The following is an 18,703-nucleotide window of genomic DNA, read 5'->3' as shown; positions in this document are numbered from 1 at the left end:
TAAGCCGAGCTCCCCGAACAGCCCGCCCATCGGCTCCGGCCCGCGCCGGACCGCCTGCGCTCCTAGGAATTCTTCCGGGCGGCGTCCAGGCGGCCGACGCGGGCCACGTTCTGCCGGTCCTCCGCGTCCTGGCTGGGTTCGGCGGCGAACCAGGCGTCCAGGATCTCCCTCAGCACCGGCTCCGAGGTCAGGCGCAGGCTCAGGGCGAGGACGTTGGCGTCGTTCCAGCGGCGCGCGCCGTCCGCCGTGGCGGCGTCCGTGCACAGGGCCGCCCGCACCCCCGGCACCTTGTTGGCCGCGATGGAGGCGCCGGTGCCGGTCCAGCAGCACACCACCGCCTGGTCGGCCGCGTCCTCGGCCACGTCCCGGGCGGCGGCCTCCGAGCAGGCGGCCCACTGCGCGTCGGCCCCCGGGCGCAGCGCGCCGTGTTCCCGCACGTCGTGGCCACGGCGCCGCAGTTCGGCCACCAGGAGACGGGCCACGGGTTCGTCCATGTCGGAGGAGACGGAGATCCGCATACCCCGGAGCGTAGCGCGCTCCCTTCGGCCCGGGGCCCGCGTGTGGGCCGCTCTCGTGGCCGGCCGGGGCGGCGGGCCGGCCGGTCCGGACGACGCGCCCCGCAGAGTCCCGTCAGGTCACGCGTGACCGGACTGCCGTGCGGCCGGTTCGCCGCCGGTCAGCGCGCTGTGCAGGTGTTCGAGGGCGTCCAGGAGTACCGAGCGGTGGTACCAGCTGAGCCAGGCCGACGTGTCGGCGGCCAGCAGGGCGAAGGCCTCGCCGGCGACCGGCCGGTGTCGGGCCTCGGGCCAGTGCACGGTGATCACGCCGGCGCACGGGCCGGCGGGAGACGGCACCGGAACGCTGTGGACGGCGCGGATGCCGGAGGTCAGCAGGGCGCGCCGGAAGTCGTCGCGGAGCAGCGGCTCGGTGGCGACGTCGGGCACGCTCACGGGGCGGTTTTCGGTCCGGGCGGCCGTGTCGGTGTCGGCCCCGCCGCGCTCGAGATGGTCCAGAAACGTTTCTGCGCAGCCGTGGTGGGCCTCCAGGGTCAGCGCGTTGACGGCCGGGTCCACCCACCGCACGTATCCGGCGGGTGCCCGCCCGATGGCCAGCGCCTCGCGCAGGACGGCGTCGATCATCTGCCGCCGGTAGCGCGGGTCGCGACCGCCGCGGGCCAGGATCCGCGGCTGCGGCGCGGGCAGGCAACGGCGGCCGGGGAACCACACCTCGCCGTCCGGGGGCCGGGCCACCACCACGGCGGAGGCCAGGACGCGCAACGGCACGTTGAACCGCTGGGAGGCCTCCCTGAGTGCCCGGAAGGCGCTGCCGGGGTCCGGCAGGCCGTAGCGGGCCATGAGCGCGCCCTGCGCCATGCCGATCACCGGTGCCGTGCGCACCCGGGCGCGCAGCGCGCGGACCTCTCGGTACAGGTCGTCGTACGAGGGCCGCAGCGGGTCCGTCAGCTGTGAGCGCCAGGCGGGCGGCTCCTCCGTTCCGGTGGCGGTGCGGCCCAGTTCGCGCAGGGCCTCCTCGAGGGTGGCGTACAGCCGGACGCCGTTCAGGCGGGCCAGGTGCACCGCCTCGCGCACGCCGGGCCGGGCGCGGACGATGATCAGCTCCGGGCGTCCGGTGCGGGCCCGGGCCGTCTCGCTGAGCGTACGCAGCACGGCGGCGCCGCCGAGCTGGACGTGGGCCATGTCGAGGACGGGCCGCAGTCCGGCGCGGTCCGCCCGCTCCAGGTGGCCGCGCAGCGCGTGCGACCAGGCCTGGGCTCCGTCGGCGTCCAGGGTGCCCGACATGCGCAGCAGCAGGGCGCCCTCGGCGCACGGACCCTCCACGACGGAGGAGTCGATGACGAGGGGAGCCGGGGCGGCCGGCCGGGTGGAAGAGGGTGTCATGGCATCCCCCAGAAAGGACGTCACTCAGGGATCGTTCGGCCTCTTCCTGACCGTTGCACCACTTTGCACGCCGGGCCCCCGGCCCTCAACCGCACCGTCCTCCGCCCGGGGCACGGGCACCGGCTCGGGCACCCGCTCGGACGCGGGCGTCAGGCGGGGTCGCCGGGCTCCGCTCGGGCCGGTTCCCGGTCCGCCGGGGGATGCGGGGAATGCGGAGGGTGCGGGGTTTGCGCGGGATGCAGAGCGTGCAGGGTGTGCAGGGCGGAGGCCAGCGTGGCGTGCACGCGGACGCCCGGCAGACCGGCGTTCGTCAGGGCCTCCCGCACGTGCGGGCGCGGCTGTACGACGGCCAGCGCCCGGCCGGCCCGGGCGAGGGGTCCGGTCGCCCGGTCCAGGGAGCGCATCGCGGCGGCGCACGCGAAGTATACCTCGGTCAGGTCCAGGAGGGGATGTTCCGCGGCCTGGCCGGCGTGGCCGACGTGTTCGGCGAGGGCCTCGGCGAACTGCCGGGCGTTGGAGTCGTCCACCGTGCCCCGGGCCTTCAGGACGCTGATGGCGCCGAGCCCGGCGCGGTGCTCGTGCACGGTCTGGAGGAGCAGCGGGGCGGGACCGCCGGGGCGGACGCGGGCCGGGGCCGGCTGACCGCTGTCCGTGAGTGATCGGGATTCCATGGGGACCGGGCTTCCTGAGCGGGGCGGAAGGAGCAGCCGGCCGCGTCCTGACCGGGGGCTTCACTGTGCCCGCGCCCGTCGGCCGGCGCAACGACGTCAACCTGGCGTGTCGTACGTCGCGAAACTCACCCGACGTACCGCCGGGCGGGTGAGTTCCTGCGGGCCCGTTCCAGCGCGGCCAGCCGGTACTCCAGGTCCGGCGGTACGGGGTCGCGGTGGCGCAGCACCCACGGCAGCCCGGCGGCGGCGTGCGCGAAGGCGCGGACGGAGGCGATGTCGCGGGGCACGGTCCGCGCGAGGTGCCCGGTACGGCGCAGCGCCGGCAGGAGCGGGCGGCGCAGCCAGGTGAACCACAGCGTGTTGCGCAGCCCGAGGACGCGACGGGCCGTGCTGTCGCGCAGCACGGAGGCGTGGTGGTGGACGGTGAGGTCCTCGGCGTAGGCCAGCCACCAGCCCTGGCGCAGCAGGTCGCAGGCGAGCAACTCCTCCTCGCCGCCGAGCCAGAGCCCCGGGTGGAAGCCGCCGCCGGCGCGGAACGCGTCGGTGCGCAGCACGGTGGCGGCGGCGAGGAAGGAGCCGAGGGCGGGGCCCGGCAGCCAGTCGGGGCCGGACAGCGGGGACTCGCGCAGTTCGCGTACGACCGGGTCCTCGGTGCCGTCCGGCTCGACGATGATCCGTGCCGTGACGGCCGCGAGCCGGGGCCGGGTGTCGAGCAGGTCGGCGGCCCGGGCGAGGCTGCCCGGCGCCCACCAGGTGTCGTCGTCGCAGAAGGCGACGTAGGGGGTGCGCACCCGCTGGACGGCCAGGTTGCGTCCGATGGCGCCGAGGTTGCGGCCGGGGCGCAGCAGGGTCATCTCGGGGAAGTCGCGGGCGACGGCCTCGGCGGTGCCGTCGGTGGAGCCGTTGTCGGTGACGATCACCGGCGGACGCTCGGGCAGCCGGCGCAGCAGGGTCAGGGTGCGCAGCAGTTCGTCGCGGCGGTTGTAGGTGATCAGGACGACGGTCGTACGGTCGTCGGGGACGGTGCGGGGGCGGGCGTCGGCCGCGGTGGTGCCGGTCATCGCGTGGCGCCTTTCCTCGGGCCGCCCGCCGGCTCCCGGTCGAGCAGGCGGGCGGCGTGTTCGACGTGCGGGGGCAGGGTGCGGCGGCGGGCGAGGGCGGCCGGGAACCGGATGAGGGCCTCCTTCAGGGCACTGCGTGCGCCGGGACGGCCGGCCGCAGCGGCCAGAGCGAGGCCGGTGCCGGCGCGCAGGGCTACCGGCCATGGGCGGCGCAGGCAGACGGTGAGCACGTGGTTGCGCCGGACGAGGGAGGAACGGCCGGTGCGGCCGTGGTCCTCGGGGTGGTGGCAGGCGCTGAGGGAGGGCTCGTAGGTGACGCCCCAGCCGGCCGCGGCGAGGTCGTAGGCGAGCAGGGTCTCCTCACCGCCGAAGAAGAGCAGCGGGTGGTAGCCGCCGACGCCGAGGAAGGCCTCGCGGCGGACCACGCAGGCGCAGCCGAGGAAGCCGAGGACGGGGCGGCCGGGCAGGTCCGGCTCGGACGGCAGGGGTGAGGCGGCGAGTACGGCGTTGAGGGGGTCCTCGGCGGCCTCGGGGCCGACCAGGGTGCGGGCGGCGAGCAGGCCGAGCCGGGGGTGCCGATCCAGGAGGTCGGCGGCCCGGGCGAGGCTGCCCGGCCTCCACCAGGAGTCGTCGTCGCTGAAGGCGACGTAGGGGGTGCGGGCGTGCCGGGCGGCCAGGTTGCGGCCGAGGGCGCCGGTGTTGGCGGCGGGCCGCAGCAGGCGGGTGATCGCCGGATGGCCGGACACGGCCCGGTAGGTGGTGTCGTCACGGGAGTTGTCGACGACTACGACCGGCGGCCGTTCCGGCAGCGCGGCCAGGGCGTCCAGGGTGCGCAGCAGACTCGCGCTGCGGTCCCGGGTGATGACGGCGACGGTGACCCGGGGATCGCCGTCGGCGGGCGCCGTGCGGACACGGCCGGGTGCCTGCTCAGTGGACATGCGCGACCTCCCCGTTGTGCCGCTGCCGGCCGCGGACGTCCCGCAGCAGCATCAGACAGGCCGCGGCGACCTCGCCGGTGCCGATGCGCAGCAGGCGGGCGTCCGGGGTGCGGCCGTGCGGGTCGCCGGGCGGCCCGGGTTTCCACAGGGCGAAGTGGTCCGGGCCGGGTGGCGGGCCCCACAGGCGCGGGGAGACCGGCCCGAACAGGGTGACCGAGCGGGTGCCGTGGGCCACCGCGAGGTGGGCGAGGCCCGTGTCGCCGCTGAGCACCAGGGACGCCTCGGCGATCAGCGCGGACAGCCGGGCGAACGGCAGGCCGCCGGTCAGCACGTCACCGGCGCGCTGGCCGCTGCGTTCGGCGACCGAGCGGACCAGGGCGTCCTCGCCGGGGCCGCCGGTGAGGACCACGTGGTGTCCGGCCGCCCGCAGGCACCGTACGACGGCGGCGAACCGCTCCCCCGGCCAGCGGCGCGAGCCCGAGGCGGCCCCGGGGTGCACGACGACCGCGCCCGGGGCCGGGGACGGCGTGGTGGGCCGGGGCAGGCGCAGGTCGAGGGGGTCCGCCGGGATGCCGTACCCGTGCAGGAAGGCGCACCAGCGGTCGCGTTCGTTGAGGTGTCCCCGCCACGGCGGCCCGTCCGGGCAGGCGTGCGCGAGGAGCCGGCGCGGACGCAGGGCGGCCAGCGCGTCGCGGCTCTCGGGGCCGTTGCCGTGCAGGTCGACGGCCACGTCGGGGGGCGGGCCCGACCAGTGGGTGAGCGCCGGGACGGCCCGGCCCGGTGCCCCGGCCGGGAACACGGCGTCGACCGCCCCGGTGGCCAGGGCGAGTTCGGTCAGGCCCGGCGGCTGGGCGAGGACGATCCGGTGCCCGGGAAAGGCCCGGCGGACACCGCGCAGCGCGGGCACGCCGGCCAGCAGGTCACCTAGGCCCAGCGCACGCAGGACCAGGACGCGTGGCGCGTCGGGGGGGCTCGCGAAGTGCTCAGTGCTCACCGAGGAAACCCTCCGGCGGGTGGGGACGTGGATCCCGCGGGGTCGGGGAAGGGAACGGGGACGGAGTCGGGGTGAGGGACGGGGACGTGGATCCGGCGGACAGCGGGCGGCGACCGCCGCGCACGGCCGGGCCCGGCTCCGACTGCCGCCCGGGCACCGGCCACTTGACGAGGCGGACAGGCCACGCTTTGGAGCGGGCAGTGGTGGACGCGGGCGTGGATACGGCGGGCGACAGGCGGCGACCGCCGCACACGGCCGGGCCCGGCTCCGACTGCCGCCCGGGCACCGGCCACTTGACGAGGCGGACAGCCCACGCCTTGGAGCGGGCAGTGGTGGACGCAGGCGTGGGCACGGCGGGTGACAGGCGGCGACCGCCGCGCACCGGCGACTTGGCGAGTCGGACATCCAGCGCCCCGGACCGGGCAGTGGGGTGGACACGGACGTGGATACGGCGGGCGACAGGCGGCGACCGCCGCGCCCGGCACCGACGGCCGCCGCCCGGGCACCCGCCACCCGTCCCCTGGCGGGACAGTCGCCCGTCGGACACCTGGCGGGGCGGACAGCCCACGCGCCGGGCCGAGCGCGCGCCGGCCCCGTGGGGGGCGCCCGCCGGTCATCTCCGCCGGCCGGCGGCGGATGCCGAGGCCGGCGCATCCCGGCGGGCCGGGCCGGTCGCCGAGCGCCGGTCCTACCGCAGGGGGCATGCGGGGCGTGCGCGGGAGCTCTGTGGTGCTCGCCTCCGACATTCCCCGGCGGGCGCCGGACCCGGCACCTGCCGGGAGGGCGGCCGCGCGTCGGGCACGGGAGGACCGCGCGCCGGACACGCCCGCCGGCTCCAGGAACGTACCGCAGCCGAGGCCTCCCGGCGGGCCGGCCGTGCACGAGAGGCCGCGGGCTCCCAGCGGGACGGAGACGCGCGGGGCGCAGGAAGGGGCCGTGGAGGTCATCTGGGGGAGCCCGGGGTCGGTGTCCGGGCGGCGCGGCGGGCCAGGACGGTGGTGGAGCGGCCGTCGAGGTAGGGCAGGAGCAGGACCTGGCCGCCCCAGCTCTCCACGAGGGGCTGTTCGGGCAGCCGGGTCCGGGCGTAGTCGCCGCCCTTGGCCCAGATGTGAGGGCGGAGGTCGCCGAGGATGCGTTCGGGGGTGTCCTCGTCGAAGACGGCGACCGCGTCCACGCACTCCAGGGCGCGCAGCACCCGCACCCGGTCGGCGGCCGGGACGAGGGGCCGGCCGTCGCCCTTGCGGCGGCGCACCGAGTCGTCGGAGTTGACGCAGACGATCAGGCAGTCACCGGCCCGGCGGGCGGCCTGGAGCAGGGCGACGTGCCCGGCGTGCAGCAGGTCGAAGCAGCCGCCCGCGGCGACGACGGTGCCGCCCGCGGCCCGGACGCGGGCGGCGGTGCGCACGGCGTCGGCGGTGGTGTCGCCGTCGGCCGGGGGCTCGGCGGCCGCCTCGGGCCGGTCGGGACCGGTGACCGCGCGGGCGCCGCCCTCGGCGACGTAGCGGGTGGCGGCGTGGACGGCGGCCTGGACGGCGGCCTCGGTGAGGGCGCCGTCGGCGAGCAGACCGGCGGCGGCGGAGGCGAACCGGTCGCCGGCGCCGCAGGGGTCGCCGGAGGCGGCGGCCGGGGTCGGCACGAGCAGCGGGGTCTCGCCGTGGGAGAGGAGGGCGCCGCGGTCGCCGAGGGTCACGGCGACGGCCTGCGCCTGCCAGGCGGCGACCAGGGCGCGAGCGTCCCGGGCGGCGGTGCGCAGTCCGGCCGCGTCGCCGGCGTCGTCGCCGTCGGCCAGCCGGCGGGCGAAGGCGCGTGCCTCCTGTGCCGAGGGGGTGACCAGGCGGACGCCGGGCACGGGGGGCCGGCCGCGGACGTGGGGGTCCCAGACGACGGGCGCCGCGGTGTGCGCCAGCGCGTCCCGGAGGACGTCGGCGGTGCCGCGGCCGTAGTCGGCGACGAGAACGCCGTCGGCCGCCGCGATCGTGGACACCGCCTCCTGGGTGGCCTCGCGGGCGTGTCCCTCGCCGTCGTCGAGGCGCAGCAGCGGCCGGTCTCCGGCCAGGACGCGGGTCTTGCTGCTGAGGGTGCCCTCCAGCGGCACCTCCACCAGGTCGACCCGGCCGGCCAGCAGTTCGCGCAGGGTGTCGCTGGCGGGGTCCGTGCCGAGGGCGGTGACCAGGGTGACGGGACGTCCGTCGGCCGCCGCGAGGCAGGCGGCGAGGGCGGCTCCGCCGGGGCGGGAGCTGCGCCGGGTGCCGTGGACGACGGGTACGGGGGCGTCCGGGGCCAGGCGTTCGGCCCGGCCGCACAGGTCGTGGTCGAGCAGGGCGTCGCCCACGACGACCAGGGGTGTGTGCGAGGCGTTCACGCGTGTCCCTCCGTGGGGGCTGCGGGCGCGCCGGACGCGGCACGGCCGACGGTGCGGGCGCGGCCCACGAGCCGGCCGACGACACCCGGCCTGCCGTCGGCCGAGGGCTTGCCGTCGGCACCGTCGCCGTCGGCCCGGTGGTCGGCCTCACCGCGCGCGACGGCCCGGTCGAAGGCCTCGCACAGCATGTGCACGGCGACCAGGTGCAGTTCCTGGACGGTGGCGGCGACGGGGGCGTCGGCGCACAGGGCCTCGTCCGCGCCGAGGTGCAGCGGGTTGGGGGCCCGTCCGGTCAGCGCCCACACCGTCATGCCCAGGCGGTGGGCGCGCTCGGCGGCGGCCAGCAGGTTGGCGCTCGCCCCGCTGGTGGACAGCAGCAGCAGGACGTCGCCGGGGCGGCCGTGGGCAGCGGTCTGGCGGGCGAACACCTCCTGGACGCCGTAGTCGTTGGCGATCGCGGTGGTGGAGGAGGTGTCGGCGTGCAGGGCGACCGCGGAGAACGGCGGCCGGTCGTCGCGGTAGCGGCCCACGAGTTCGGCGGTGAGGTGCTGTGCCTGCGCGGCGCTGCCGCCGTTGCCCGCGACGAGCAGCCGGGCGCCGGAGCCCAGCCGGCGGGCGAGGTCGGTGCCCCAGCGTTCGAGGAGCGGACCGTTGTCGCGGAACGTCTCCAGGGCCTTCGTCAGGTCGTCGCAGTGGGTGGTGTCGTTGACGCTGGTGCCGTGCGTGGTCCCGTGCGTGGTGCCGGTGGCGGTCTTCATCGGACGACTCCCGAGAGCGAGCGGACGCGGGACACGGCGCCGTACACCGCTGCCACACCGTCGGCGACCCGGTCCCAGGTGTAGTGGCTGAGGACCCGTTCCCGGCCGGCGGCCCCGTACCGGGCGAGCCGGTCGGGGTCGGCGAGGAGGCCACGGACGACCGCGCCGAGGTCGTGGTCGTCGTCGGCCGGGACGAGGACGCCGGTGGTGCCGTCCACGACGGTGTCGAGCTGGCCGCCGACGGCGGTGGCGACGACCGGGGTGGCGCAGGCCATGGCCTCCAGCGGGACGATGCCGAACGGCTCGTACCGGGGCAGCGACAGCACCAGGTCGGCGCTGGACATCAGCCGGGGCATGCGGGCCCGGCTGACCCCGCCGAGCAGGGTGACCCGGTCGGCGACCCCGAGTTCGGCGGCTGTGCCGTAGAGGCGCGCGGCCTCGGGTTCGGTGCCGAGCAGGTCGGCCTCCGGGCCGCCGGCGATGAGGAGTTCGGCGTCGGGGACGCCGGCCAGGGCGCGGATGGCGCGGTCGTAGCCCTTGCGCGGGACGAGCCGGCCGACGGCCAGCAACCGCCGGCGGGCACCGGCCCGGCGCGGGCGGCCGACGGGCGCGAACTGGTCGGGGTCCACCCCGCAGGGCACCACGCTGATCCGGTCCTCCGCCAGCCCCATGGCCTTGAGTTCGGCCACCTCGTCGCTGCACGTGGCGATGATCCGGGCGCACTCGTGGCCGATGGCCTCCTCGATGGCGAGGCGCTGCGGCGGGCTGGTGTCGGCGGTGCCCTGGTAGCGCTGCTTGACCGTGCCGAGCGCGTGGTAGGTCTGCACGACCGGGATGCCGAGTTCCCGGGTGCCGGCCAGGGCGGCCAGGCCCGACATCCAGAAGTGGGCGTGGACCACGTCGGGCGGGCTCTGTGTCCACTGCCGGGCCAGGAAGTTCCCGAACTCGGCCATGTGCGGCAGGAGTTCATCCTTGGGGACGGGTGCGGGCGGCCCGGCGGGCACGTGCACCACCTGGACGCCGTCGATGAGGGTCACCCGGTCCGGCAGGCCCGCGGAGTCCCGCCGGGTGTACACCGTGACCCGGTATCCCTTTCTGGCGAGCTGCCGGGCGACCTGCGCCACGTACACGTTCTGGCCGCCCGCGTCCGGTCCGCCGAGCGCGGCCAGCGGGCTGGCGTGCTCGGAGACCATGGCGACGCGCCCGGCCGTGTGCGGAATGCGGCTCATCGGGTGACCTCCTTGATCAGGCGCTCCCAGTCGTCCAGGAAGCGCCGCTCTCCGTAGCGGGCCTGGGCCGCCGCCCGGGCCGCCGCGCCGGTGCGGCGGGCCAGCTCGGGTTCGGCGAGGAGGGCCCGTACGGCGTCCTCCAGTACGTCGAGGCGGTTCGAGACCACCCCGGCGCCGTCGGGTACGGCCTCGCGGACCTCGGTGGTGTCCAGGGCGACCACGGGCATGCCGAGGAACATGGCCTCCAGCAGGGACAGGCCGAGCGAGGTCCAGCGCACGGGGTGCAGGTAGAGACGGCAGCGGGCCATCTCGCGGTGCAGTTCGCGCTGTGGCAGGTCCCGGGTGCGGCAGCGCCCGGGCGGCAGGCCGAGGTGCTCGGCGAGCCCTTCGGTGCGCATCCCGAAGACGTCCAGGGGCGCGGAGCGGGCGAACCGGGGCAGCAGGTCGGTGCCGGTGGTACGCCCCCTGCGCACCGGTTCGTTGACCACGACGGCCGCGCGCGGCTCGGTGCCGGTCCACAGCGGGCCGGGGTCGAGGATGCCGTGCTCGACGACCTCGGCCGGGGCCCGGCCGTTGTCCCACATCAGCCGGTTGAAGTGGGTGACGTGCACGACCGGGATCCGGGACTGCCCGGCCAGCGGGTGGGGCTGCCGCTCGGGTGAGGCGTCGGGGCTGTTGTGCTCGACGTACACGGCGGGCACGTCCACGCCGGGTGTGCGGCCGGTCCAGCGCGCGGCCAGGCCGATCTCGTGGGGGCGTTGCAGGACCATCAGGTCGATGTCGGTGTCCCGCAGTTCGGCCGGAGTGCGTTCCCGGACGGTCGCGGGCCAGTCCCAGGTCACGGCCCGGCCGAGCCCGTCGGGGCCGCGGTCCTCGGTGACCGGGACCAGGTAGGTGTGCGGGCCCTGCACGAAGGCGGTGAGCCAGGATCCGTGCACGTGCCAGACGAGGATGTTCATGACTGCCGCTCCTGGATGAGCTTGTGCACCGCGCGCACCACGTCCTGTCCGGTGACCTCGTCCAGGCAGGGGTGGCCGGGCACGGGGCAGGTGAGGGCCCGGGTGTCCGCACAGGGCGCCGACTGGTCGCCGAGCACGATGACGGGGACGCCGTACGGCGCCCAGCGGCCGGCCGGCACGACCGGCGCGAACAGGGAGACGACCGGTGTGCCGACGGCGGCGGCGAGGTGGGCGGGGCCGGTGTTGGCGCTGATCACGGCGTCGGCCGTGCGCAGTACGCCGGCGAGGGTGCGGGGGGAGGTCCGGCCGCCGAGGTCCACGGCGAGATCGCCGCTCACCTGCCGGGTCAGGGCCGTCTCGCCGGGGCCGCCGGTGACGACGACGCGGTGCCCGGCGTCGGTGAGCAGGGCGACGGCCTCCGCGCAGCGGTGGGGGCTCCAGGCGCGGGCGGGGGCGCTGGCGCCGGGGTGCAGGACGACGTAGGGGCCGTGGCCGGTGAGGCCGCCGGTGTCCGGGGGCGGCAGCACGCGCAGCCGGCCGTCGTCTGCGGCCGGGAGCGGGAAGCCCAGGGCGGCGGCCGTCTCCAGGGCCGCCTCGGCCTCGTGCCGGCCCTCCTGCCGCCGGTGGCGTACGTCGAGCAGCCGGCCGGGGTGGTCGACGCTGTCCGCGCCGATCCGGCCGACGCCCGCGAGCCGCAGCAGCAGCGCGGTGGGCAGCGGGCTCTGGTGGAAGGAGGTGAGGACGAGCGCGGTGTCGTAGGCGCCGGCGCGCAGCCGTCCCAGCAGGGCGTCGACGTCCGCCGGGACGACCGGGGGCGGGTCGAAGCCCTCCCAGGGCGCCGCCCACTCCAGCACCTCGTCGACACCGGGCAGCAGCCGGGCGGCGTCCGCGCCGCGCGGGCCGCAGAGCATCGTGACGTGGGAGGCGTGGGCGGCGACGGCGCGTACGGCGGGGCCGGCGAGCAGGACGTCGCCGAAGCTGTCGAGACGGACGACGAGGGCCTTCACCGCGACCGCCTCCCCGCGGGAGGCGCGGGCACGGGGGCCGCTTGCGCGCGGGTCGCGTGCGCCACGGGGGCTGCGGGCACGGGGGCCGCGTGCGCCACGCCGGCCGACCGTCCGCTCTTGGGGGCCTTGGGGACTCCGGGCGCTGTGGGGGCCGTTGGGGCCGCGGTGGCCGCTGGGGCGGAGCGGATCGCGGGAGCCGCCGAGACGGTGGTGGCCGTGGGAGCCGCAGGAACCGTGGGAGCGCTGCGGTTGGCGGGAGCCGCAGGAGCAGGGGCGGGTGTCGCGGCAGCCGCAGGCGCCACAGGAGTTGCAGGAGCGGGTGTCCGGGCGGCCTCAAGGGCCACAGAAGCCGCAGGGGTGGATGTCGCGGCGGCCTCGGGCGTCGTGGGGACCGAAGGGGTCGTGGGGACCGCAGGAGTCGTTGGGGCCCCCGGAGTCGTTCGGGCCCCCGGAGTCGCGGTGTCGTGCCAGGGTGTCCGGGTGTGGGCGCGGCCGGTGGCCGGGCCCCGTGCGGACGGCCGGCTTCCGGTCGCGGACGGCCGGCTTCCGGTCGCGGACGTCCGGCTCCCATGCGCGGACGTCCGGCTCCCGGGCGGGAGGCCGGCCTCCGCCAGTGCCGCGCGTACGGCGGTGAGTACGTCGGGGGCGCTGTCCATGGCGAATCGTGCCACCTCCGCCGGTGCCGTGGCCGCGTTCGGGACGAGCACGCCCCGGGCGCCCGCCGCGCGGGCGGCCAGCACGTCCGCGGCGATGTCACCGATCACCAGGCACCCGGCGGGCTCGACGCCCAGCCGGGCGGCGGCGGTGCGGATCATGCCGGGCCGGGGTTTGCGGCAGGCGCAGCCCGCGTCGGGGGCGTGCGGGCAGAACAGCCAGGTGTCCAGTCCGCCCAGCAGCTCGTCGGCACGGGCGTTGACGCGGAGCACCTGCTCGACGGTGAGCAGGCCGCGCCCGATGCCTGACTGGTTGCTGACGACCCCGGTCGGCAGCCCGGCGGACCGCGCCAGCGCGACGGCCGCGGCGGCGCCCGGCAGCAGCCGGACCCGGCCGGGGTCGCCGTTGTACGGCACGTCCCGCACGAGGGTGCCGTCGCGGTCGAAGAGGACGGCGGACAGCCTGTTCACGCGGCACCTCCCAGGGGTTCGGCGTGCCGGTGGCGGACGACGCCGCGCACCCAGTGCCGGACGGCGAGGGGCGGGATGAGCACGCTGGTGCCGAGCATCCCGGCGATCTCACGGGCGGTGCGCGGGCCGGGCAGGATGCGGGCGAGGGCGAACTCGGTGGTGCCCAGGGTCCACAGCGCCGCCCAGGCGGTCGCGGCCCGGCGCCGCCCGGTCAGGGCGCAGGAGGCGGCGGCGAGGGCGGCTCCCGTGACGACGAGGTGGCGGGGCAGCCGGCCGCGGGGCGCCTGTGCGCGGTCCCACCAGTCGCGGCCGTGCAGCCGGTTCATCAGGGCGTCGTCGGCGTTGCCGCGCTGCACGGGCAGCGAGGCCCACCAGTGGGCCGGGCGGACGGGGTGCCGGGTGACCCGTTCGCCCCGGACCAGGGACCAGCCGGCCCGCTGGACGCGCAGGGCGAGGTCGGCGTCCTCGCGGAAGGCGCGCGGGAAGCGTTCGTCGAAGCCACCGGTCCGCTTGAGTGCCTCGGTGCGGTAGGCCATGTCGGCGGTGGCCCAGGCGGCGTTCTCCAGGCCCTTGGTGGTGCGTTCCCAGTCGGTGGGCCGGCGGTCGGGGGGCAGGGGGACACGCAACTGCCCCTGGATGCCGCCGACTTCGGGGCCGGCCTCCCGCAGGTCCTCGGCGAGCCGCCGGGACCAGTCGGGCAGCACCTGGACGTCGTCGTCCAGGAAGACCGTCCAGGGCGTACGGACGGTCTGCCAGCCGGCGTTGCGGGCGGCGGCCGGGCCGCGGCCGCCGGTGCGCAGGGTGCGGACGCGGTCGAGGAGCTGCCCGGCCGGCTCCAGCGGCAGGCCGCCGTCGGGTGCGGGCCGGTCGTCCACGACGACCACCTCGTGCGGCGGATGGTCGCCGGCCGCGGCGAGCGCGCGCAGGCACTCGGCGAGGCAGGGGCGGCCGATGGTCGGGACGACGACGGTGTAGGCGGGTGCGTCGCTCATGCGAACGCCTTCCCTCGGCGGACGGCGAACGGGCCGAGCACCAGCAGGTCCACGGGGGCCGAGCCGAAGCACTCCAGGGCATCCCTGGGGTCGTCGACCATGGGCCGGCCGGCGGTGTTCAGGCTGGTGTTGACCACCACCGGCAGTCCGGTGCGCCGTTCGAAACCCTCGATCATCCGGGCCACCAGCGGCTCCTGGTCCCGGTCCACGGTCTGGATGCGGGCCGTGCCGTCGACGTGGACCACGGCCGGGATGCGGGCCCTCCAGTCGGGGGCCACGTCGTGGACGAAGAGCATGTGGGGGCTGGGCAGCGGCCCGTCGAAGATCTCGGCCGCGCGTTCGGCGAGGACCATGGGCGCGACGGGCCGGAACTCCTCGCGTCCCTTGACGGCGTTGAGCCGCTCCAGGTTGGCGGCCCGCCCCGGGTGGGCGAGAAGTGAGCGGTGCCCGAGCGCGCGGGGGCCGTATTCGCTGCGGCCCTGGAACCAGGCCACGATCCCGTCGGCGGCCAGCGCCTCGGCGGCCGTCTCGGCGATGTCGGCGGGCTCGTCGTACGGTACGGCCGCCCGGTCGAGCCACTCCCGCAGTTCGGTGTCGCTCCAGCCGCGGCCGAGCGCGGCGGTCGGCATCGGCTCCAGGGTGTCCTTCTGCCCGGCGACGTGCGCCGCCGCGCCGAGGGCGGTGCCGGCGTCACCGGCGGCGGGCTGCACCCACACGTGGGCGAAGCCGCTGTCCCGCCACAGCCGGGTGTTGGCCACGCAGTTCAGCGCCACCCCGCCGGCCAGGGTGAGCACGTCCTCGCCGGTGCGCTCGCGCAGCCACCGGGCGAGGACCAGCATGGCCTCCTCCAAACAGAGCTGGGCACTGGCGGCGAGGTCGGCGTGGTCCTGGTCCCAGGCGCCGCCGGCGGGGCGCGGCGGGACGAGTTCCGCCCAGGGCACGGGGCGGGCCCGGAAGCCGCCGCCGTCCTCGGCGTGGACGTACTCGCGCAGCCGGCCGGCGAAGCGCGGGGTGCCGTGGGAGGCGAGGGCCATGACCTTGAACTCGTCGCTGCTGCGCAGGAATCCGAGGTGCTGGGTGAGGTCCTCGTAGAACAGGCCGAGGGAGTCGGGCAGTTCCTGGGTGGCGAGGACGGTCAGTTCGCGGCCGGTGTACCGGCCGGCCAGATGGGAGCCGCACTCGCCGCGGCCGTCCAGGACGAGGACGGCGCAGTCCGGGTACGGCGAGACGGCCCCGGCGGAGGCGGCGTGGGCCACGTGGTGCGGGACGAACCTGACCTTCGCCGGGTCGAGTCCGGGCAGGGCCTCGGCGAGGAACTCCGGGGCCCGGCGGGCGTATTCCTGGCGCAGGTGGTCCCAGGGGTCGTGCAGCCCCATCCGCTCGGCGGGACGGGCGAGCGCGGGGTCGTAGGAGTAGGCGACGGCGTCCAGGTCGGCCGGGGTGAGGCCGGCCTGTGCCAGGCACCAGCGGGCCGACTGCTCGGGCAGCTCCCAGGCGGAGAAGGGAACGGGGCGCTTGCCGTGCTTGCGGCGTGAGAAGCGTTCCTCCTCCGCTGCCGCCACGACCGTGCCGTCGGTGATCAGGGCGGCGGCGGGGTCGTGGAAGAGTGCGTTGATTCCGAGGACGTGCATGCGCTGTCTCCAGGGCCGGGGGCGGGGGTCAGGACTGCGGGGCCGGGACCTCCGCGCGCGAGGCCGGTTCCGGGGGCAGGGCGGAGAAGTAGGCGATGGTCTGCTTCAGGCCCTCCTCCCAGGGGATCTGCGGGGACCAGCCGAGCAGTTCGCGCGCCAGGGTGGTGTCGGGGCGGCGCCGGCCGGGATCGTCGACGGGCCGGTCTATGAACGCGATCGGCGAGCGGGAACCGGTCAGGGCGACCACCCGGCGGGCCAGGCCGGCAACGGTGATCTCGTCGCTGCCGCCGATGTTGACCGGCCGTACGGAGCGGCTGGCGGCCACCCGGAGGATGCCGTCGACGGTGTCGTCGACGTAGCACAGCGAGCGGGTCTGGCTGCCGTCGCCGGTCACCGTGAGCGGTTCGCCGGCCAGGGCCTGGCAGATGAACGTCGGTACCGCGCGGCCGTCGTGGGCCCGCATGCGCGGCCCGTAGGTGTTGAACAGCCGTACTATCCCGGCGTTCGTCCCCCGGGTGCCGGCGTGCGCGGTCACCAGGGCCTCGCCGAACCGCTTGGACTCGTCGTACACGCTGCGCGGCCCGACCGGGTTGACGTTGCCCCAGTAGCCCTCGTGCTGCGGGTGCACCAGCGGGTCGCCGTACACCTCGGAGGTGGAGGCCAGCAGGAAGCGGGCGCCGTCGCGTTCGGCGATGGTCAGCGTGTTGCGGGTGCCGAGGCTGCCGACGTCCAGCGTCTCCAGGGGCATCCGCAGGTAGTCGGCGGGTGAGGCCGGGCAGGCGAAGTGCAGTACCAGGTCGTAGGGGCCCGGCAGCAGTGCGGTGCACTCGGCCGCGGAGACGTCGCAGTGCACGTACCGGAATCCGGGCCGGTCCTCCAGGTGCGCGACGTTCTCGCGCCGGCCGCAGGCCAGGTTGTCGGCACAGTCGACTTCGACGCCCGAATCCAGCAGCCGTTCGCACAGATGGGAGCCGAGGAAACCGGCGCCGCCGGTCACGAGGGCGCGCCGCCAGGAGAACGGTGTCTCAGCAGTCATGGGACTGTTCCTTCGTCCACGTCGTTCGCGCCGCGAAGACGCCCTGGCCGGGCGTTGGCGCGTACTGCGTCGCCGGGTCCGACGTCGTCGGCCCGCTGGGAGAGAAGGGAAGGAGGAGGGCCGGGTCCCCGCTCATCCGGAGGACCGCCCTGGTCGGCCGCCGCTTGCTGGACGGCACTGGCAGCTGGGTTCCCCTGCCAGTTGGGTTCACGCGTTGGATTCTGATTGTCCCGGATCACGGGTGCTCGCGCGACTCCGGCGCCCCGTGTAGCACGGCGGGAAGGCTCCTGCACGACGATGTCCGGGCCCCGTCGCCGCGCCGGCAAGCCGGTCTGTGCGGGGAGCTGTCACCGGAGACCGTCGGAGACCCCTCCGGCCCGGCCGCACCGCGCACGCCGCCTCGCGCGCTCGGCGGTACGGCGGGCAAGCAGCGGCTCCCGAAGACGGGTTCAGAACTTGCAGACGACTCGCGGCCGGGGTGGTCCGTGGGTGCCGCCGGGGTGGTCCGGGAGGCCGGTCCGTGGGTGCTCACCGTCGGGCGCGGGCCGGGGCCCCCGCCCGGTGGGCGCACCCGCGCGCGGCCGTCCGCAGCGGATCATGCGGCACCGCGGGAGGAGGCGCTGTCCGGAGCGGGCCGGATGGCCGACACCCGCCACCCGATGCGGTGGCCGGGCGGGGCGGGCCGTGTAGCCCACCGTCGTCGGGGCACCCGGCCGGACGACGGCCGGCCGCTCACGGGCCGCCGCGTGTCATTCAGGAGGTACGACGATGGGTCACGGCGGAAACGTCATCCAGGAGCTCACCACCGACCACCGTGAGGTAGAGGAGCTCTTCGGCCGGATCGAGGCGCTGCCGCCCGGTTCCAGCGAACGCAAGAACCTGGCCGACCAGGCCACGATCGAGCTGGTCCGCCACTCCGTCGCCGAGGAGGCCTATCTGTACCCGGCGGTGCGCGAGCACCTCACGGGCGGGGACGCCCTGGCCGACAAGGAGCTGGAGGACCACGCGAAGGCCGAGCAGATCATGAAGGACCTGGAGGGCTGTCAGGCCGACGACCCCCGGTTCGACACGCTCATGGCGCAGCTGATGACCGAGATCCGCTCCCATGTGACCGACGAGGAGCAGAACCTCTTCCCGCGTCTGGAGGCGGCCTGTTCCCCCGACGCGCTGATGACCCTCGGCGACAAGGTGCGCCGGGCCAAGAAGACGGCGCCGACCCGGCCGCACCCGGCGGCGCCGGACAAGCCCCCGGCCAACAAGCTGCTCGCCCCGGGTGCCGGCCTGGTCGACCGGATGCGCGACGCGCTGTCGGGGCGGGGCAAGGAGAGCTGACGCGACGCCGTCCTGGGCGGAAGGAGGCGGGGCCGGGCAGGTCGCCCGGCCCCGCTTTCCGTTGCTCGGGCCTGCCTTTCCGTTGCCGGGGCCTGCCTTTCCGTTGCCGGGGCCTGCTTTTCCGTTGCCGGGGATCAGAGCCAGGGGGTGACCCGGGCGCCGGAGCGGGTCCGGGGGCGGGTGGCCCGGCACAGCAGCCGGAACACCTGCAAGAGGGTCAGCGGCCACAGCGCCGCGAAGCACCACAGCAGCGCCGGGTCCGAGGTGCGGATGCCCATGACGGCCACGAACACCGACGCGGCCGTCAGCAGCACGACGGCCGCCGGCAGCCATCCCGGACCGCGCGGGCAGCCCATCCGGCGCGCGAACCGGCGGTCCTGCCGGAGTCTCGACTCGATCTGCACCAGCGCGAGCCGCTCGCGCGGTGACAGCTGTACCTCGTCGTGCATCTCCCACATCTCCCAGTCGTCCACGGCAACGGCACCTCCTCCGCCCGACGGCGGCCCCGTGTTCCGGACCGCCGAGTTCCCCGGACGGCTCGGGCGATGCCGGGCCGCTGCCGGCCGCGAGGGCGGGTCCCGGGGGGAGAAAACTCCACCCCGGGGCCGGTGGCCACCCCGACTGAAAAGGCGTCCCGGCGCGGCCACGATGGAGCGGTCCAGTCCCGTCGTCCGCTCACAGGGAGCCACCGTGCGCGAGCCCACCGAGGCG

The 18,703-nt window shown here is 76.4% G+C and carries 17 protein-coding genes and 1 pseudogene; 2 read left to right on the top strand and 16 right to left on the bottom strand.

Translation table 11 applies throughout. The features are described 5' to 3' along the window. Positions 1-62: 62 nt before the first annotated feature. The 3 genes from ABZ117_RS11640 to ABZ117_RS11630 form a co-directional block, all read right to left on the bottom strand. The gene (locus ABZ117_RS11640) at positions 63-518 is read right to left on the bottom strand and encodes an RpiB/LacA/LacB family sugar-phosphate isomerase (RefSeq protein ID WP_356819656.1); all 456 of its coding nucleotides are present in this window, start codon (positions 516-518) and stop codon (positions 63-65) included. 117 nt (positions 519-635) lie between these two features. Then, on the bottom strand, positions 636-1,898 hold the full coding sequence (locus ABZ117_RS11635) for an ANTAR domain-containing protein (RefSeq protein ID WP_356819654.1): 1,263 nt from the start codon (positions 1,896-1,898) through the stop codon (positions 636-638). 149 nt (positions 1,899-2,047) lie between these two features. Then, complete coding sequence (locus ABZ117_RS11630; protein ID WP_356819863.1) at positions 2,048-2,425, bottom strand: STAS domain-containing protein; 378 nt, start codon at positions 2,423-2,425, stop codon at positions 2,048-2,050. On the opposite strand from ABZ117_RS11630, the gene ABZ117_RS11625 reads away from it, so the two are divergent. Continuing rightward, on the top strand, positions 2,348-2,557 hold the full coding sequence (locus ABZ117_RS11625; protein WP_356819869.1) for a hypothetical protein: 210 nt from the start codon (positions 2,348-2,350) through the stop codon (positions 2,555-2,557). The two genes, ABZ117_RS11630 and ABZ117_RS11625, sit on opposite strands and share 78 nt — an antisense overlap. Positions 2,558-2,694: 137 nt before the next feature. Here ABZ117_RS11625 and ABZ117_RS11620 read toward each other — a convergent pair whose 3' ends face one another. The 12 genes and pseudogenes from ABZ117_RS11620 to ABZ117_RS11565 form a co-directional block, all read right to left on the bottom strand. After that, complete coding sequence (locus tag ABZ117_RS11620) at positions 2,695-3,630, bottom strand: glycosyltransferase (RefSeq protein ID WP_356819652.1); 936 nt, start codon at positions 3,628-3,630, stop codon at positions 2,695-2,697. Continuing rightward, on the bottom strand, positions 3,627-4,568 hold the full coding sequence (locus tag ABZ117_RS11615) for a glycosyltransferase (protein WP_356819649.1): 942 nt from the start codon (positions 4,566-4,568) through the stop codon (positions 3,627-3,629). The genes ABZ117_RS11620 and ABZ117_RS11615 overlap by 4 nt, the downstream gene beginning before the upstream one ends. Then, entirely contained in the window at positions 4,558-5,562 is a 1,005-nt protein-coding gene (locus ABZ117_RS11610; protein ID WP_356819647.1) for a glycosyltransferase family 9 protein, read from the bottom strand. Before ABZ117_RS11610 ends, ABZ117_RS11615 begins: the two co-directional genes overlap by 11 nt. Positions 5,563-6,505: 943 nt before the next feature. Further along, a complete protein-coding gene (locus tag ABZ117_RS11605; protein ID WP_356819645.1) occupies positions 6,506-7,924 on the bottom strand; it encodes a PfkB family carbohydrate kinase in 1,419 nt (472 codons plus the stop codon). Then, positions 7,921-8,682: an SIS domain-containing protein gene (locus tag ABZ117_RS11600; protein WP_356819643.1), complete on the bottom strand. Its 762-nt coding sequence runs from the start codon at positions 8,680-8,682 to the stop codon at positions 7,921-7,923. Before ABZ117_RS11600 ends, ABZ117_RS11605 begins: the two co-directional genes overlap by 4 nt. After that, the gene (locus ABZ117_RS11595; RefSeq protein WP_356819641.1) at positions 8,679-9,911 is read right to left on the bottom strand and encodes a glycosyltransferase; all 1,233 of its coding nucleotides are present in this window, start codon (positions 9,909-9,911) and stop codon (positions 8,679-8,681) included. The genes ABZ117_RS11600 and ABZ117_RS11595 overlap by 4 nt, the downstream gene beginning before the upstream one ends. After that, the gene (locus ABZ117_RS11590; RefSeq protein WP_356819640.1) at positions 9,908-10,870 is read right to left on the bottom strand and encodes a glycosyltransferase; all 963 of its coding nucleotides are present in this window, start codon (positions 10,868-10,870) and stop codon (positions 9,908-9,910) included. The genes ABZ117_RS11595 and ABZ117_RS11590 overlap by 4 nt, the downstream gene beginning before the upstream one ends. After that, positions 10,867-11,877 (bottom strand): glycosyltransferase family 9 protein, encoded by a 1,011-nt coding sequence (locus ABZ117_RS11585; RefSeq protein WP_356819638.1) that lies wholly within the window; start codon positions 11,875-11,877, stop codon positions 10,867-10,869. The genes ABZ117_RS11590 and ABZ117_RS11585 overlap by 4 nt, the downstream gene beginning before the upstream one ends. Before the next feature lie 611 nt (positions 11,878-12,488). Next, positions 12,489-13,001, bottom strand: a pseudogene (locus ABZ117_RS11580) (HAD-IIIA family hydrolase); the annotation flags it as partial. Further along, positions 12,998-13,993 carry a glycosyltransferase gene (locus tag ABZ117_RS11575; protein ID WP_356819636.1) on the bottom strand — a complete coding sequence of 332 codons (996 nt, stop codon included), beginning with the start codon at positions 13,991-13,993 and terminating at the stop codon, positions 12,998-13,000. The pseudogene ABZ117_RS11580 and the gene ABZ117_RS11575, both read right to left, overlap by 4 nt. Further along, positions 13,990-15,624 carry a carbamoyltransferase C-terminal domain-containing protein gene (locus ABZ117_RS11570; protein WP_356819634.1) on the bottom strand — a complete coding sequence of 545 codons (1,635 nt, stop codon included), beginning with the start codon at positions 15,622-15,624 and terminating at the stop codon, positions 13,990-13,992. Before ABZ117_RS11570 ends, ABZ117_RS11575 begins: the two co-directional genes overlap by 4 nt. Positions 15,625-15,652: 28 nt before the next feature. Further along, on the bottom strand, positions 15,653-16,660 hold the full coding sequence (locus ABZ117_RS11565; RefSeq protein WP_356819632.1) for an NAD-dependent epimerase/dehydratase family protein: 1,008 nt from the start codon (positions 16,658-16,660) through the stop codon (positions 15,653-15,655). A gap of 768 nt (positions 16,661-17,428) precedes the next feature. Between ABZ117_RS11565 and ABZ117_RS11560 the strand changes: the two genes are divergently transcribed. After that, entirely contained in the window at positions 17,429-17,992 is a 564-nt protein-coding gene (locus ABZ117_RS11560; protein WP_356819630.1) for a hemerythrin domain-containing protein, read from the top strand. 134 nt (positions 17,993-18,126) lie between these two features. On the opposite strand, the gene ABZ117_RS11555 is transcribed toward ABZ117_RS11560, so the two are convergent. Continuing rightward, positions 18,127-18,465, bottom strand: a complete 339-nt coding sequence (locus ABZ117_RS11555; protein WP_356819628.1) for a DUF3040 domain-containing protein — start codon at positions 18,463-18,465, stop codon at positions 18,127-18,129. Positions 18,466-18,703: the final 238 nt, after the last annotated feature.

The sequence above is a fragment of the Streptomyces sp. NPDC006309 genome, from assembly GCF_040613095.1.
Lineage (GTDB): Bacteria > Actinomycetota > Actinomycetes > Streptomycetales > Streptomycetaceae > Streptomyces.
The sequence above is the reverse complement of the archived record's forward strand: the minus strand, read 5'-3'. Positions and strand labels throughout refer to the sequence as shown.

Bases quoted from the DNA above. Each gene is read 5' to 3' on its own strand.
- ABZ117_RS11640 (WP_356819656.1), bottom strand. From the start codon at position 518: ATGCGGATCTCCGTCTCCTCCGACATGGACGAACCCGTGGCCCGTCTC.
- ABZ117_RS11635 (WP_356819654.1), bottom strand. From the start codon at position 1,898: ATGACACCCTCTTCCACCCGGCCGGCCGCCCCGGCTCCCCTCGTCATC.
- ABZ117_RS11625 (WP_356819869.1), top strand. From the start codon at position 2,348: ATGTTCCGCGGCCTGGCCGGCGTGGCCGACGTGTTCGGCGAGGGCCTC.
- ABZ117_RS11620 (WP_356819652.1), bottom strand. From the start codon at position 3,630: ATGACCGGCACCACCGCGGCCGACGCCCGCCCCCGCACCGTCCCCGAC.
- ABZ117_RS11615 (WP_356819649.1), bottom strand. From the start codon at position 4,568: ATGTCCACTGAGCAGGCACCCGGCCGTGTCCGCACGGCGCCCGCCGAC.
- ABZ117_RS11600 (WP_356819643.1), bottom strand. From the start codon at position 8,682: ATGAAGACCGCCACCGGCACCACGCACGGGACCACGCACGGCACCAGC.
- ABZ117_RS11595 (WP_356819641.1), bottom strand. From the start codon at position 9,911: ATGAGCCGCATTCCGCACACGGCCGGGCGCGTCGCCATGGTCTCCGAG.
- ABZ117_RS11590 (WP_356819640.1), bottom strand. From the start codon at position 10,870: ATGAACATCCTCGTCTGGCACGTGCACGGATCCTGGCTCACCGCCTTC.
- ABZ117_RS11575 (WP_356819636.1), bottom strand. From the start codon at position 13,993: ATGAGCGACGCACCCGCCTACACCGTCGTCGTCCCGACCATCGGCCGC.
- ABZ117_RS11570 (WP_356819634.1), bottom strand. From the start codon at position 15,624: ATGCACGTCCTCGGAATCAACGCACTCTTCCACGACCCCGCCGCCGCC.
- ABZ117_RS11565 (WP_356819632.1), bottom strand. From the start codon at position 16,660: ATGACTGCTGAGACACCGTTCTCCTGGCGGCGCGCCCTCGTGACCGGC.
- ABZ117_RS11560 (WP_356819630.1), top strand. From the start codon at position 17,429: ATGGGTCACGGCGGAAACGTCATCCAGGAGCTCACCACCGACCACCGT.